16 protein-coding genes are annotated in these 15,050 nt (G+C 38.9%); 8 read left to right on the forward strand and 8 right to left on the reverse strand.

Annotated elements, in window-relative coordinates; genetic code table 11:
* Positions 1-67: 67 nt before the first annotated feature.
* Both ACY8D0_RS17845 and ACY8D0_RS17850 read right to left on the reverse strand, forming a co-directional pair.
* Positions 68-985, reverse strand: a complete 918-nt coding sequence (locus ACY8D0_RS17845) for a 3D domain-containing protein (protein WP_462411853.1) — start codon at positions 983-985, stop codon at positions 68-70.
* 233 nt (positions 986-1,218) lie between these two features.
* The gene (locus tag ACY8D0_RS17850; protein ID WP_462411854.1) at positions 1,219-3,759 is read right to left on the reverse strand and encodes a PAS domain S-box protein; all 2,541 of its coding nucleotides are present in this window, start codon (positions 3,757-3,759) and stop codon (positions 1,219-1,221) included.
* A gap of 288 nt (positions 3,760-4,047) precedes the next feature.
* Here ACY8D0_RS17850 and yhfH (ACY8D0_RS17855) point away from each other — a divergent pair, with 288 nt between their 5' ends.
* The 4 genes from yhfH (ACY8D0_RS17855) to ACY8D0_RS17870 all read left to right on the forward strand — a co-directional run bounded on the left by yhfH (ACY8D0_RS17855) (position 4,048) and on the right by ACY8D0_RS17870 (position 5,058).
* Positions 4,048-4,182 (forward strand): protein YhfH, encoded by a 135-nt coding sequence (gene yhfH, locus ACY8D0_RS17855; RefSeq protein ID WP_462411855.1) that lies wholly within the window; start codon positions 4,048-4,050, stop codon positions 4,180-4,182.
* Positions 4,183-4,260: 78 nt separating this feature from the next.
* Positions 4,261-4,395 carry a protein YhfH gene (gene yhfH / locus ACY8D0_RS17860; RefSeq protein ID WP_462411856.1) on the forward strand — a complete coding sequence of 45 codons (135 nt, stop codon included), beginning with the start codon at positions 4,261-4,263 and terminating at the stop codon, positions 4,393-4,395.
* A 212-nt stretch (positions 4,396-4,607) separates the two neighbouring features.
* The gene (locus ACY8D0_RS17865; RefSeq protein WP_462411857.1) at positions 4,608-4,793 is read left to right on the forward strand and encodes a hypothetical protein; all 186 of its coding nucleotides are present in this window, start codon (positions 4,608-4,610) and stop codon (positions 4,791-4,793) included.
* Between the two features lie 13 nt (positions 4,794-4,806).
* Complete coding sequence (locus ACY8D0_RS17870) at positions 4,807-5,058, forward strand: transcriptional regulator SplA domain-containing protein (protein WP_462411858.1); 252 nt, start codon at positions 4,807-4,809, stop codon at positions 5,056-5,058.
* Between the two features lie 39 nt (positions 5,059-5,097).
* Here ACY8D0_RS17870 and ACY8D0_RS17875 read toward each other — a convergent pair whose 3' ends face one another.
* Positions 5,098-5,283, reverse strand: coding sequence for a cold-inducible protein YdjO-related protein (locus tag ACY8D0_RS17875; protein WP_462412493.1), 186 nt, complete (start codon positions 5,281-5,283; stop codon positions 5,098-5,100).
* A 91-nt stretch (positions 5,284-5,374) separates the two neighbouring features.
* Between ACY8D0_RS17875 and ACY8D0_RS17880 the strand changes: the two genes are divergently transcribed.
* Positions 5,375-5,518 (forward strand): hypothetical protein, encoded by a 144-nt coding sequence (locus ACY8D0_RS17880; protein ID WP_462411859.1) that lies wholly within the window; start codon positions 5,375-5,377, stop codon positions 5,516-5,518.
* 42 nt (positions 5,519-5,560) lie between these two features.
* Here ACY8D0_RS17880 and ACY8D0_RS17885 read toward each other — a convergent pair whose 3' ends face one another.
* Positions 5,561-7,483, reverse strand: a complete 1,923-nt coding sequence (locus tag ACY8D0_RS17885; RefSeq protein WP_462411860.1) for an endonuclease MutS2 — start codon at positions 7,481-7,483, stop codon at positions 5,561-5,563.
* A gap of 529 nt (positions 7,484-8,012) precedes the next feature.
* Between ACY8D0_RS17885 and ACY8D0_RS17890 the strand changes: the two genes are divergently transcribed.
* Positions 8,013-8,615 (forward strand): SCO family protein, encoded by a 603-nt coding sequence (locus tag ACY8D0_RS17890; RefSeq protein WP_462411861.1) that lies wholly within the window; start codon positions 8,013-8,015, stop codon positions 8,613-8,615.
* Between the two features lie 61 nt (positions 8,616-8,676).
* On the opposite strand, the gene ACY8D0_RS17895 is transcribed toward ACY8D0_RS17890, so the two are convergent.
* Positions 8,677-8,808, reverse strand: coding sequence for a hypothetical protein (locus ACY8D0_RS17895; protein ID WP_462411862.1), 132 nt, complete (start codon positions 8,806-8,808; stop codon positions 8,677-8,679).
* Positions 8,809-9,013: 205 nt separating this feature from the next.
* Between ACY8D0_RS17895 and ACY8D0_RS17900 the strand changes: the two genes are divergently transcribed.
* The gene (locus tag ACY8D0_RS17900; RefSeq protein ID WP_462411863.1) at positions 9,014-10,633 is read left to right on the forward strand and encodes an ABC-F family ATP-binding cassette domain-containing protein; all 1,620 of its coding nucleotides are present in this window, start codon (positions 9,014-9,016) and stop codon (positions 10,631-10,633) included.
* Between the two features lie 37 nt (positions 10,634-10,670).
* Here ACY8D0_RS17900 and ACY8D0_RS17905 read toward each other — a convergent pair whose 3' ends face one another.
* On the reverse strand, positions 10,671-10,802 hold the full coding sequence (locus ACY8D0_RS17905; protein WP_462411864.1) for a YuzL family protein: 132 nt from the start codon (positions 10,800-10,802) through the stop codon (positions 10,671-10,673).
* A gap of 102 nt (positions 10,803-10,904) precedes the next feature.
* Between ACY8D0_RS17905 and ACY8D0_RS17910 the strand changes: the two genes are divergently transcribed.
* Complete coding sequence (locus ACY8D0_RS17910; protein ID WP_462411865.1) at positions 10,905-11,147, forward strand: YkuS family protein; 243 nt, start codon at positions 10,905-10,907, stop codon at positions 11,145-11,147.
* A gap of 102 nt (positions 11,148-11,249) precedes the next feature.
* On the opposite strand, the gene ACY8D0_RS17915 is transcribed toward ACY8D0_RS17910, so the two are convergent.
* Positions 11,250-12,425 (reverse strand): D-alanyl-D-alanine carboxypeptidase family protein, encoded by a 1,176-nt coding sequence (locus tag ACY8D0_RS17915; protein ID WP_462411866.1) that lies wholly within the window; start codon positions 12,423-12,425, stop codon positions 11,250-11,252.
* Positions 12,426-12,504: 79 nt separating this feature from the next.
* Positions 12,505-15,039 carry a bifunctional lysylphosphatidylglycerol flippase/synthetase MprF gene (mprF, locus tag ACY8D0_RS17920; protein WP_462411867.1) on the reverse strand — a complete coding sequence of 845 codons (2,535 nt, stop codon included), beginning with the start codon at positions 15,037-15,039 and terminating at the stop codon, positions 12,505-12,507.
* Positions 15,040-15,050: the final 11 nt, after the last annotated feature.

Below are 15,050 nucleotides of genomic sequence, written 5' to 3' on the forward strand. Positions count from 1 at the left end.
ACCTGCAGGTGAACACTCTTTTTTTCAAGTGTCCTACCTGCAGGTACCATTGTAAACGCAGCTTTCTTTAATTTATAATTTGCAGTTTCACTTCTTTTCTTCCCCAATTAAGGGCGCCTTGTTCTGTCGGAATAAACACGTCAATGCGATGGCCTTTGATGGCGCCTCCAGTATCCGCGGCAATCGCTTCCCCATATCCTTCCACATACACTTTGGATCCAAGAGGGATAACTTCAGGGTCGACAGCAATTACCTTTTTTTCCGGATTCGATTTAATGTCCACACCTGTTTTCGTTATCCCGGAACATCCTTCACATGATGCAGTATATGCTGTGGCCGTTACCGTTAATTCTTTGGTGGCTGGTGTAGCATTTTCAGCCGGATTGGAAGATGTGCCTTCTTCTATTTTATTGTCAACAGGAACAGGTTTGTCCAATTTTGGCTCTTCTGTTTCCGCCGATACCGCTGCGTTTGAACTTGTATTATTTTCAACATTTTCAGGTTGTTCGGATGTTTGCTGATTTTCCTCAGACCCTTGTACAGTCGCGTTTTCTGAAACATTCTCAGGGACTTTTACCTGTCCTGTTTCTGGTTTTGCGGTTGCCATCTGGTTACTTGGCACAGTTGCAGGCTGAGGAATGCCACTTTGCCTCACATTGTTATCCGCTAAATCGTCGGTTGTGATAACCGGAGCGGCTGATTTAAGTTTACTTGTTTTAACCCAAAATGAATGACTGCCACTTATTGCGGTTGCGGTCTGATTAACCTGTCCAATTGCAGCAAGCAAATTGGCAGAGTCACTTCCTGATGATAATGCATTCCACTTTTCGAAATCCTTTACAGCAGATTGTTCTGACTCCTGTGAAAAAACGCCGGTTAGGCCGATTCCACCAGTTCCGACAGTTAAAACTGCTGCTTGAACATTAGCGCCAACGGATACTGAGAGTATTGATGCAGCGATAAATGTTTTGAATTTATAAAGCATTTTCATACCTCCCATGTTCTTTAAAGCTAACTGTTACGTTCATCATAACATGAAAAATAAAGATACAAAGAACAGGAGAATGATAATTGGTTTACAACCGATTCAATTATATTACAATAACATTTCGATGGCACCTAATCTTTCCTCTGTTAGCAAAAATTACAGTATTAAAGGGTTTGGTACACCAATTTTCTTAATTCCTTCAAAAAAAATAACGGGAATTCCTCCCGTCATCAGGCCGTCTTTGCCGGCAATAATATATTGAAAGTGGTCCCTTTATTTGGTTCACTTTCTACAAACACTTTTCCATTATGGCTTTCAATAATCTTAAAGCTCATCATTAATCCCAAGCCATTGCCATTTTTTTTTGTTGTAAAAAACGGTTCACCGAGTTTCTTCAATTTATCTGGAGGAATTCCGACTCCCGTATCTTGGATGGAAATATGCACATTCTGATCATGAATAGTCGTTTTGACATGGAGGTCGCCCCCGTTTGGCATTGCTTCAATCCCATTTTTAATAAAATTTAGGAATACTTGCTTTAACCGGTTTTCATCGCATTCTATTTGGATAATTTCCTGATTGCAATCAAGGTGCAACCGGACATTTTTCTTTCGGGCTTCAAACTCCAGCAATGACACAACATTTTTTATCACAGGTACGACATTCTTTTCTTCCAATTCTACTGCTTTTGGTTTTGCCAATACCATAAAGTCTTCAACGATATTATTGACCCTGTCGATCTCATCCAAAATGATATTTAAGAACTCCAGCCGCTCGGGGTCTTTTTCATCGAGCTGTAAAAATTCTGCATACCCCTTCATGGATGTCAATGGATTGCGGATTTCATGGGCCACCCCTGCTGCCAGCTGTCCGACTGCAGCTAGTTTGTCTTGCCGGTGCAGGACCTCTTCCTGACGTTTTCTTTCGGTAATATCATTACGAATCGCCAAGTATTGATACGGCTTATCTTGTTCGTTTAAAAAGGGAACAATGGTCGTATCCACCCAATAATAACTGCCATCCTTTGCTTTATTCCGAATTTCTCCTTTCCATACGTTACCTTGGCCAATCGTCCGCCACATGTTTTTGAAGAATTCTTTGGAGTGGTAACCGGAATTTAACATACTATGGTCTCTGCCAATAATCTCTTCACGGGTGTATTTTGAAATTTCGCAGAACTTATCATTGACACTGGTAATTTTCCCTTGAGCATCCGTAAAGGCAACTATTGCCGATTGGTCAAGAGCAAATTTTATATCGGTTACTTCTTTAATGGTTTCTTTCAGATTTTCCTCCGCTTGTTTTCTATCAGTTATATCCGTCCGGATTGCAACATACTGATAGGGCTTTCCATTGTCATTTAAAAACGGAACAATTGTGGTATCCACCCAATAAAGCGAACCATTCTTTGCACGGTTGCAAATTTCGCCATGCCAAACATTTCCTCTCCCAATTGTCCTCCATAAATCTCTAAAGAATTCCTTCGAATGATAACCCGAATTTAAAATACGGTGGTCATTTCCAATCAATTCATCACGGGTATATTGGGAGATCTCACAGAATTTATCGTTGACGACCATAATCGTTCCCTTTTCATCCGTAATCGCCACAATGGAGGACTGGTTTAGGGCAAATGTTATGTCCCTGACTTCTTTTGTTGATTCTAAAAGGCTTTGTTCAGCCTCTTTCCGTTTAGTAATATCAGAGCGTATCGCAATATATTGAAATGGTCTCCCTTTTTTATTAAGAAAAGGAACGATGGTAGTATCTACCCAATATAATGAACCATCTTTTGCTCTGTTCCGAATCTCTCCCCGCCAAACTTTTCCGGATTGAATGGTCATCCACATATCTTGGAAAAACTCTTTGGAATGGTATCCTGAATTAAGAACTCGGTGATTCTGGCCAACAATTTCCTCTTGCCTGTATTGCGAAATTTCTTCAAATTTATCATTTACATAAACGATTGTCCCGAATGCATCAGTAATCGCCACAATCGTGGAAGCATCGAGTGCCGCTTTAATATCCTTTAGGTTCGTATCACTCGCGGCTAACTGTTTACTGATGAGAGTGCTCGATACAATGAGTCCGCCCATGATTAATACAGAAACAAACAGCACCAGGTAAATGATAAAGATATTGGAAGAGCTGATTTTCGCAAAATCGCCAACCGCTGAAATGATGGAAGCCTTTTTTAAAAGAACGTGGCCCTCAGCAAAGGCTAGTGTCATAATGATGGCACTGACAGGCTTTAACCAAACAGCATGTTCCTTTGTAAAGCTTTTTGCTGAAAATAACATCCATAGTGATAAGAAAAGGGCACCAAAAATCAATAAACACGAAAAAACAAACAGGAATATATGATACTTAACATTCAACCCCATCGAATAGATATTTACAATGTGGATAGCCAGTACAGCCACCGTCAAGAACAAACTGCCTGAAATCAAGTGGATAATCCCTATCTGTTTTCCGTAAAAAGGGAAAAAGGCCATTGCGGTAAAGGCTATCCCAATCAATATGGATAACATTGTCAGAGGGATATTGTAATTGGCTAACAAATTATCCTCAGAAGTTAACAAGCCGAAAAAATTAGTAACCCAAATTCCTATTCCCATTGCAATCGTCCCGCCAAGGAACAACCAGCTTTTATTTTTATCTGCCGACCGAATAATCGTATACATATCCAATGCAGTATATGAAGCCATAAAGGTTAGGCCTATAGCTATAATAAAAAAGTAAGGATAAAAATCCCCGATAAGACCATTCATTAACCAGCATCTCCCCTATCTCTTTAAGTTTCTACTATGATTTTAATGTAAACCCTGCTGTTATGGAAGTATTAAATAAAGAAGAAAGTGCATTTTTGTTAGCCTACCCGATTTTCATAGCTTTCATATTTTCTTTGAAGACATATGCTTAAAAAAGGGACAAAAGTCTTAATTTTGAAAAAATTTATATTTTTTCAAAAAAGGACTACACATTTATTCTTTTATTGTTTATACTGTACTATAACAAGAAGTGTTTTATAAACCTGTATTAGTAAAGGAGAGGTATCAATGTTAAACAGTCCGGTTGAATTTTTCCGCCAGTTGCCTAAAAAGCAGTGCTGTGAATGTGGGCAAATTATGGAAGAACAAGCTGAATCTTATTTAATGGAATGTGACCATTGCTTATCTAAAAAGGCAGAATAAGTCATTATTTTTTTTACTTCTGTTGTACTAGATCAATCTGATTTTACATTTTCTGTATTATTAAAGGGAGGGTTTAATATGTTAATGAGTCCTGTTGAATTTTTTCGTAACATGCCAAAAAAAGAATGTTCTGAATGCGGTCAGGAAATGGAAGAACAAGCTGAGTCCTACATGATGGAATGCGAACGCTGTTTGGCAAAGAAAGCCGAGTAACCAAAAAACTCTCCATATGGAGGGTTTTTTATTTTTAAGCTCTTTTACATTTGGCTGTTGATTTCCACACCAGGCTCCAATCAACAAAGTTAAAAACAACATTATCGTTTACCAGAGCCTATTTTTAAAGAATTTACCTAAACCGAGAGAAATCGCCAGTCATAAACACCATTCCGTTTGTAAATGATGTTATATAAAGGGGATGGTATTGGGTGGCAAAAAAGAAGGATTATCTCACAACCGCACCAAAAGAGAATTTATTCACGATTAATAACGGTGCTGTTTTTCCAAATCTAAAAAATGTTCCTGGTGATTCAGTGGATGAGCATGAATTTTTAGAAGAGGCCAACACACTTCTTGCTGGGGATGAAATTGGCCAGCAAAATGAAAATTTATAAAGGAAGGTTCTAGATGGATTTTATTAATTTAAGTGATGCAAAACCAGGTGATGAAGTATATGTCATTTACCGCAATCCACATGTCCCTTCTGTGGCGAATGTGGAACCTGCTGAAATTGTGCAACACCCAAAAAACCCAAACGCCTTGGCACTATTTTTAAACGAAACATTTCATGTGATTGAAGATGATGATGCGTTGTTTCCAACGTTTGAGGCTGCTCAAAAGGCCTTTGATGATAATATCTTTGATTTTGAGACTGAATAAAAAGACTGTCCGATAAAGACAGTCTTTTGCTTCCTATTATTAAATTTTCGGTAACTCTCTTACTTCTAATAACATTTCTGTGCCGCACATTGGACAAAGCAAGTCGTCTGCTGCAAAATCCTTTCTCATCCAGCCAATGCAGTTTTCATCCATACAGGAATAAATTTCAGTATCTACCAAGACTGTTTCCATTTCTTCCTCTTTAGCCCGTTTACCAAAAAAAATTGGAACCGCCTCCTTTTATCCATAGTATGTCCAAAAACTTGTTATTTCATTGTGAATCATTTTATTAATTTATGTGGAGGTTTTACAACACATGTCTTCCAAGCAGAAAAGATTAACAATTGTCGGAACGGATATTGAAGAAGTCAGAAGACTTAATAGCCAATCGGGATTGAGCTACAATCAGGTAAAACAACAGATCGCTCAAAAATATTTACAGTCCCGAAATAAGGGATGACACCTATCATGTCATCCTTTGTTTACATTCGTTTAAGTTGGGTTAATCATACACATCAATGATAATGGTATCATCATGTCTTTTGCAAAGAATTTTACTTTTCTTTCGATATTCTTTTGATTGAAAGATGATGTCGAAATCATAATCTGCCGGGTACAGTTCGGCTGCAGCAATATACAATTTAAGCCTTTTATGATTGAACTTCACCTTTTCTCCTTTTACTTGAACAATATAATTCCCTTGACGGTCAGGCCCATTGTAAATGATGCCAAATTCATTATTGGGGGAAATGATCACATTATCTCCTTGGCAAAAGACAGGTACATTGTCCTGTTGTTTTTCTACTGGCGTTTGTTTTTTGTGCTTGTTGACAATAATTTGTTTGTCAAGCTCCCTTTGATTCCAAGGTTCAGTTTGGCCATTATATATTTTGGCCTCTTTATAGGTGATGAAATGAGCCCTTTCGATTATTTTCGGGTGAATTCCCAATTTTAAGGCAATCGCAAACGCCTGGCTGTCTCCACCCCTGCCAATATTCAACCGGTAAGTGGGACTAAGGGTGTTTAAATCAAACTCCATCGACCCGTTAATAAACCCTGGCTGATTCTCTGCAAATTCTTTAATTTCACTATAGTGGGTTGTGGCCAAAATGGTCGCGCCTTTGTCATGTAATGTTTCCAATATGGCGGTTGCAAGCCCCATCCCCTCCCCAGGGTCAGTTCCGGACCCGAGTTCATCCAGTAATGCCAGGGTCCGGTCGTTTGTTTCTTTTAATATTTCGATAATATTTACAATCCGTGAACTAAAGGTGCTTAAATTTTCGGTAATGCTTTGACCATCCCCGATATCCACCAGTATACGCTGGTAAATACTAATGTTACTTTCAGCGGCCGCAGGAATATGGAGCCCGCATTGGACCATTATAGTTAGTAATCCGACTGTTTTAATCGTCACAGTCTTTCCACCTGTATTGGGACCTGTAATAACGAGAGCGGATTGTTCCGCATTAAGTTTTAGCGTCAACGGTACCGCTTTTTCCCCCAACAGCGGATGCTTCGCTTCGATTAACTCCAGGATGCCATACTCATTAACGGCAGGCTTGTGGCCATTGATTGTTCGGGAATACTTGGCCTTTGCAAACAGGAAATCATAATGAATCATCGTTTCCACCGCAATCCGTAGTTCCTGCTCCTTCTCCTCCACAAGCCCTGTCAAAAACTGAAGCACCTTTTGGATTTCCGCTTCTTCTTCAAAGGAAAGCCAATCCAATTGATCTTGATAGACAGCAATTTCTTCAGGCTCGATGAAAAGGGTCGCGCCTGATGCCGAGGTATCCAATACGTTCCCTTTTACTTTGGTTCGGTATTCCTTTTTAATCGGCAACACATATCGGCCATTTCTTTGAGCGACAACACTCTCCTGCAAAAAGGATTTATACTTATTGGAACGAAGCATTTGATTAATTTTTTCCTTTAAACGCTCTTCCTGAATCGCAATTTGCTTTCTAATCTTTAATAATTCCTTGCTGGCATAATCGTCTACCCTTCCGTTGCGGATACAGCGGATAATTTCATTTGCAAGCTCCGGCAATTCTTCAATAGAGTCAATATAGAAGGAAACCCTGGGTGCGTCAAATTGTTTATCCTTCATATATCGTTTCATTTTTCCGCAGCAGTCTAGTAATTCATAAAGCTTGATGAATTGGTCTGGTCTTAAAGCCGTGCCTTTATTTAAATTTGACAGTAGCTGCTCCATGCCGTCTAGTCCATGGACAGGAACACTGGCACTTTTGTTTAAGATTCTCACGGCTTCAGATACTTCTTCAAGCCAAGCTTCAATTTGTTTCTTAACCATAGACGGAGCCAAGAGCTCAATTCTCTTCTTTGCTTCTACTGTTAACGCGTACTGTGCAACGCACTTCTTTATTTGGTTAAATTCCAATGTTTCAAAACTATGATCGTTCAATTTGGTTTCCTCCTGAAAAATAAAATAGCCGCAATGACATGGTCAATGCGGCAAATTACTAAAACTTTAAATTAGCATACTCTTACTTGAAAATGGCTCTTTTAAATCTGGCTGTAGATTTCCGCTCCAATCAACAGAGGTAAAAAATCAACATTATCGTTTAACAGAGCCAAAAAAGTAAAAACTGTCTACACGAGTGTACACAGCTACATGAATGGATGTATGCTTATGTTTTGCCCATTGTTCTTAACTACATTTCAATCCATAATGAAATAAGGCCCAATATCCCTTTTATTAAAAAGGGGGCCGGATTGAAATGAAATTATCCAATTGTTGGATTAGTTAAGAACGACACCTAACATAAAACATACTCCCTATATTTCATATTCAAGTAAGAGCTTACAGGTTTAGCATATTTCTTATGGAAGCATTTGTCAATCCTAATTATGATGCAAGTTTGATTTTGTTCACAATATATCCATACCTTTTTTATATAAACTTCTTTATCTTTAGGATAGGGGGGAATCTAATGAAAAAAATCTATCTGATCTGCAGTCTGGCAATATTTATAGGGATGACTGCTGGAATTTCATATTTTTTAATCCGTGATGCCCATGCTGCTATTCCAGGGGACGTAAGTTTAATTGACCAGAACGGCAACAAATATACTTTTGGTGAAGATAAAACCAAGTTAAAGCTGGTAGAATTCATCTACACCCATTGTCCTGATGTGTGTCCGATGACCACCCAAAAGATGGCCGAATTAAAACAAGAGTTAGAAAAGAACGGCGTTTTTGATAAGGATATCGAGTTTATTACTGTCACAATTGATCCCTATCGCGACAGGCCGGAGCAATTAACCAAGTATATGAACGGGTTTGAAATTAAAAATAATGGCAATTGGCTGTTTTTAACCGGCGAAAACATCGATATAGATACCGATCAGAAGACACTTCGGAAAATAACTGAACCCTTACAATTTCAATATAAAGATCCAGGGAACGGCCAGTTTATCCACACAACCTTTGCCTATTTGGTTGATGGAAACAACAAATTTGTCTCGAAATTTCCAATGGGAAAAGATTTTGATAAGCAGCAAGCTTTTGATAAAATTATGGACGTAATTAAATAGCTAACACGATAAAAAAACGGTTAATCCCAATGATTAACCGTTTTTGTTCCAATTATCCTATTTAATTAACGGATGAAGGAGTTTTAAGCTGCAGCAATGATAAATCGTAATGGGATTTAGGTTTAGTTAAACTTGCTTTTATGCCAGCCTTTTTTAATTTATTTACGAGTTCAGAAAGCTGTTTTTTTGCCATCTTTCTCACCTTCTTTTACTTCTTAAATCAATTCTACAACAAATTTATGAATAAAGTGTGAAATCTTGAAAATTTTTTTATAAAATTTTCCTCCACATTACATAAAGTACTGTCTTGCATATCTTTCCACTCCCGAAAGTTCGCTCTTTCCCCAAATAAATGGTATAATATGTAGCAATATGTTTTTTGGAGGATGCAACTTATTATGATAACTGTAAGTAATGTAAGTTTAAGATATGGAGATCGAAAACTCTTTGAAGATGTCAATATAAAATTCACACCCGGCAACTGCTATGGATTGATTGGCGCAAACGGTGCAGGAAAATCGACTTTCCTGAAAATCCTTTCCGGAGATATTGAGCCACAGACAGGTAACGTTCAGCTAGGTCCGAATGAACGCATGGCCGTGTTAAAGCAAAACCATTTTGAATACGAAGAACATCCTGTCCTGCAGACTGTGATCATGGGACACTCAAGGCTCTATGAAGTCATGATAGAAAAAGATGCCATTTATATGAAAGAGAATTTTTCTGATGAGGATGGCATGCGTGCTGCTGAACTTGAGGGGGAATTTGCAGAATTAAATGGTTGGGAAGCTGAGTCAGAGGCCGCCATTCTTTTAAAAGGACTGGGAATTGGTGAAGATTTGCATGACAAGAAAATGGCTGAGCTCTCCGGTTCTGAAAAGGTTAAGGTCTTGCTCGCACAAGCTTTATTCGGCAAACCTGACGTTTTACTATTGGATGAGCCGACCAACCACTTGGATATCAAAGCGATACAATGGCTGGAAGAATTCTTAATAAATTTTGAGAACACCGTTATTGTAGTTTCCCATGACCGGCACTTCTTAAATAAAGTGTGTACGCATATTGCCGATTTGGACTTTGGTAAGATCCAAGTTTATGTCGGCAACTATGACTTCTGGTATGAGTCCAGCCAGCTGGCCTTAAGAATGACTCAGGACGCCAATAAAAAGAAAGAAGAAAAAATCAAGGAATTGCAAAGCTTTATTGCCCGTTTTAGCGCCAACGCGTCAAAATCCAAACAGGCAACTTCCCGTAAAAAGCTGCTTGACAAAATTACACTTGATGATATCCGTCCGTCCTCAAGGCGTTATCCCTATGTTGGTTTCACACCGGATCGTGAAATTGGCAATGATTTATTACGCGTTGAAGGATTGACCAAAACGATTGACGGTGTCAAAATCTTAGACAATATTAGTTTCATTATGAATAAGGGAGATAAAATTGCCCTAGTAGGCACCAATGAGATAGCAAAAACAACTTTGTTTAAAATTCTCATGGGTGAAATCGAAGCTGACAGCGGTACTTTTAAATGGGGTATTACAACCACTCAAGCATACTTTCCTAAAGATAACTCCGAGTTCTTTGAAAACTCCGAGTTAAACTTAGTGGATTGGCTTCGCCAATTCTCGCCAAAAGATGATAGTGAGAGTTTTCTGCGTGGATTCCTGGGCAGGATGTTGTTCTCAGGCGAAGAGGTATTAAAGAAAGCGTCTGTCTTATCCGGTGGTGAAAAAGTCCGCTGCATGCTATCCAAAATGATGCTAGGTGGAGCAAATGTGTTGCTGCTGGACGAGCCAACGAACCATTTGGATTTGGAGTCGATTACCGCCCTTAACAACGGCCTAATCAATTTTAAAGGTTCGATGCTGTTCGCTTCCCATGACCATCAGTTTATTCAAACGATTGCCAACCGAATTTTCGAATTAACGCCAAATGGCTTAATCGACAAGCAAATGAGCTATGATGAATATCTTGAAAACAATGAGATTCAAAAGCTTGCAGCTGATATGTACAAATAATTTTTAGGGCACCAGTTGTTGGTGCCCTTTTCTATTTTTAAGGTCTTTTTTGTTTTTTTCTGGATGATGGTTCCATTCTCGAACCTGTTTCAGTTGTAGTGGTTCCTTGGCCTTCCACTTCTGGTGAACCAAGCACCATTTTTGATGGGTCCTTTTTCCGTTTGCCCAATATGCACACCTCCCTTCCATAGTTTTAGAATCATTATCCTTGATTATGCGGAATATTTTTGAAAACCCGTGGCATTCTAATCCATAGGAGGAGGTGTTTGATATGGCTAGAGTTGGAGTAGAACAATCTCTTACAAACATTACAGAAGCTCTTAGGAATAAAGGGTACGATGTAGTGGAATTAAAACAAGAGTCAGATGCTACTAACTGTGATTGTTGTGTGGTTACAGGTCTTGATTCTAACGTAATGGGCATCCAGGATACCGTAACCAAAGCTCCTGTCATTGAGGCAAACGGAATGTCAGCTGACGAGGTATGTCAAGCAGTACAAAGCAGACTTTCATAATTTTACTTTTTTAAGACTAAAGGTGCCACTTTAGTCTTTTTTATTTTTTTGCCTTCAAACCATAAAAAAAGCCATGAAAAAGTATTTTTCATGGCTCGACGTTTATAAGTTTCGGGTGACTTTCTTGCCTGCACCAAAAAGAACCCCAATAACTGCTATTAAAATTAGCCCGAATCCTCCTGCACTGTAGACGATTGGAATACCGGATTCCTGCTTGCTATGTTTTTTCTCCGTTTCTTTCCGTATGACTTTTGGCTCCTTGTAGGTTAACTGAACCTTTTGCAGGACCTGCCCATTGTTATTCTCTATAGAAAGCAGCCCATTATCATCAACTTTTTTAACACAACCATTTACATCCTCGGTTATCATCGTATCACGGTCAGGGTAATACTCTTTCTGGCCCACAGTAAAAATATCTCCCTGCTTAAGGGCAGAATGTTGATAATGAGCGGTCCCGTAATCAAACAGCATAGCCGTATCGTTGTATTTGTCGTTTGGTAAATCTGATTTTAATACCACGGCTGTCATTTTCAGTTTTCCGTTATCATCCGTGGTGGCCAAGGTTTGTTTTGACTCAGTCACATAACCTGTTTTTCCACCGGTTATTCCCGGGTAAGGCAATTCACCTTTTACCATCTTGTGGTGAGAGAATAGGTGAACCTGCCAAGATTGTCCTTGCCACATGAGATCTTTTGTCCCGAAAATTTCCGCAAAAACCGGATTTTTCATGGCGTAATTGGTGATTAAAGCTAAATCCATTGCGGTAGTATAATGATTTTCATCAAATAAACCATTAGGATTTGCAAAGTGTGTGTTTTTCACACCAATAACCGTTTGCAGATATGAATTGATATTTTCCGAGAACTTTTCTACACTCCCATCAATATGTTCGGCAATGGCGACGGCTGCGTCATTCCCGGAATTGATTAACATTCCTTGGATCAGTTTCTTTAGCGGTACCTGTTCGCCTTCATCTAAATAGACCCTCGTTCCATCCTGTCTTACAGCATTTGCACTGACTGTAACCATGCTGTTTAAATCACCCTTATCAATCGCATAAATAGCGGTAGCTATTTTGGTCAGGCTGGCCGGGTACATCCGCTGGTCGGCATTTTTGGAATAAAGGATTGCATTGGTTTGTGTATCCAACAGGACAGCCGTCTCACTTTTAAGCGGTAATTCTTGTTCTTGTGAAGTTTCCGCAAAAACACTGATCGGACTTGTAGATATTAAATATATAATAATCAAAAAAACAAGAAATTTTTTCAAATAAAACACCCTAACTCATTTTGATGTATCCTATATTACATGTTTAATTAGATATTATTTGATGATGGTCTATACCTATTTTATTATCCTACGGTCTGCCCCGCGATATCAATAGGGTAATTTGTGCCATAATAATCGGCAGCGAAGATTTTTTCCGGTATGCCAGATACTTTGGTTCCCATATATCGGTATATCTTTCCTTGAATTTTCTTAACCCCCGGAATTGGTAGATAAAATGTCCATGCAAAAATATTTGCGCGGCAATTTTTTCACTTAAAAAAGCAAACTTGGAAAGCCCAACATTTGCCAATGGGGCCATACCCATATTAAACCGGCGGTATCCCTTATTTTCGGCCCACTCCATCACAGCCAAAAAGGAATAATCGATGATTTCAGCCGGAAGTTCGGGCCTGAATCGTATTAAATCAACGGATAACGTATGATTCCTATCATATATGTAGGCCATGCTCATGAATCCCAGCATTTGCTTGTCTTGATCCCTTATAACGGCCACAGGAGCTTTACTTAAATACTCCTCATCAAAGTAGCCCATTGAAAATCCCTTCTCTTTCCTGCCTTGAAGCCATTCCGTCGATATGGTCCGCAATTCACTTAATAATGCATTAGAAAATGGCGGTTCCACCATTTCCAATGAATAGTGATTTTGGGTATAATGGTCCTTTAATTCACCAAAAATTTTCATGTTATCGTTTTCAAGTGAAAACAACTCTAAATCGACAAGTGCTTCTTCCCCCAACTTAAAAAAAGCAAAACCATGATTATGAAGAAAAGGCAGCATTCCCTCGCCCACTTCGTAAAACACAAGAGTAAAGCCATGTAAATCAGCTAATTCTTGAAATTCCTCGATTGCATTGGAAAGCTCGCTTTTTTCCCCAATAGGATCGCCTAAGATGATGAACTTGTCAGCATATCTTTGATAAGTGATTAACACATTTTTTTTCGCATTCCAAAAAATATATTTATCATGAAGAAAAATCAAGTGTGTTAACCCCGTCCCGCAATACTTTTGAATATGGGCATAGATGTCTTTTTCTTGACCCGCCGACCTGATGTAATTCCATTTTTCAGGTTTACTGATTAGGTATCCCATTAACAAAATGGCAGACGCAATGATCAGCCCAATTACCGCACTGGCAAATAAATCACGGGAATCCACAAGTATATAGGGTGCAAGCGGTCTTGGAATCTCCATTTTTGCAGTCGGTAAATTTAAATAGCCAATGAACAAATACATCAAGGTAATAATTAGAATAACCGTAATGTCAAAAATGGTTTTCCCCCATGTCAAACAATAGCTTTCCCTATAAAAATGCCCTTTGGACACCCTAAGCAGCAAAGCAACAGTGATTAAAAAGATAGCCTCTTCATAATCTATCCCTTTAAAAATAGAGAACAACGCTGCAAGGATTAATGCAATTATGGTAATTTCATAGTTCCGCTTCACCCTGTATTCAATCCCGCGTGATAGCCCTAGAAGTAAAAAGCCGGCTGCTACCGTTAGCTGATGGGACACATTAATAACCGGAAAAGCCACAAGCTCTCCTGCGATTTTAAGCCTTGAGATAATGCCGGGAAGACTTGCGGAAAGAAGTAGAATCAGCCCTGATAAAAAAACCAATACAGTTAATAGGATATGACTTGTTCCTTGAACAATCGCTTTAGGAAGGTCATTCCAAGATTGATTCCATTTTTGCCAATATAGTTTTACAAAGAATACCAAGCTGATGAAAAATGGTATAAAATAATATCCAATCCGATACAACAATAACAACACCAAAACTTGCTCCTGGGGAATGTGCAGTTCCTGCATCCCCCAGATAAAAACTAAATCAAAAGAGCCCAGCCCTCCTGGTATCATGCTAATGATTCCTGCGCAAGCTGCAGCAACATAAATGGGGAACAACTGGGCCATTGAAATATCCATTTCTAAAATTCCGGACAATAAGTAGATAGCCCCGAATACGGCAGCCCACTCGATAATGGAAACAATGATAAGGCCCGTCCTCATTTTCACCGTAATTAGCGGTTGAGGTTCCTTTTGGGTCTTATAGGAATGAATTGCCAAAAATACGGGTAAATAAAGACACACAACAATAACGGTAAAATAAAGCCACTTACTGTCTCTATACAAAGGGAAATGAGGAAATCCGATCGCTGCTACCCATGCGAAAACAGAGATTCCCGTTAAATAAAAAAGCGATACTGCCGCGATTACGGCTAGAAGCCTGCGTTTATCTTGTTCAAGCTTATTCAAAAAGTAAGCTCTCAACATCGCTCCCGCTAATCCCCCGAAACCGATTAGGTTCGAAAAGGAATTAGCTATAAATGACTTTTCCAAAAGTTCGATTCTCGGCACTTTCTTCCCAAGAATTCTGACTAGAAGAACATCATAAAACACCATAGGCAAAACAGCTGCAAATGTAATCATTAGTATGATAATCAACATCCAAAAGTGAAGCTGATTCACTTCATTTTTAAGCATCTCGATATTCAAATGGCTAATGAATTTTTTAATTTCAGTCATTGCCAGTATTAACAAACACAACGGAAACACGACTTTGATTAAGTTTACAATCTTTTCTTTATTCAGCCGCAACAACATGACCACCTATT

This window comes from Neobacillus camarae (genome assembly GCF_054950115.1).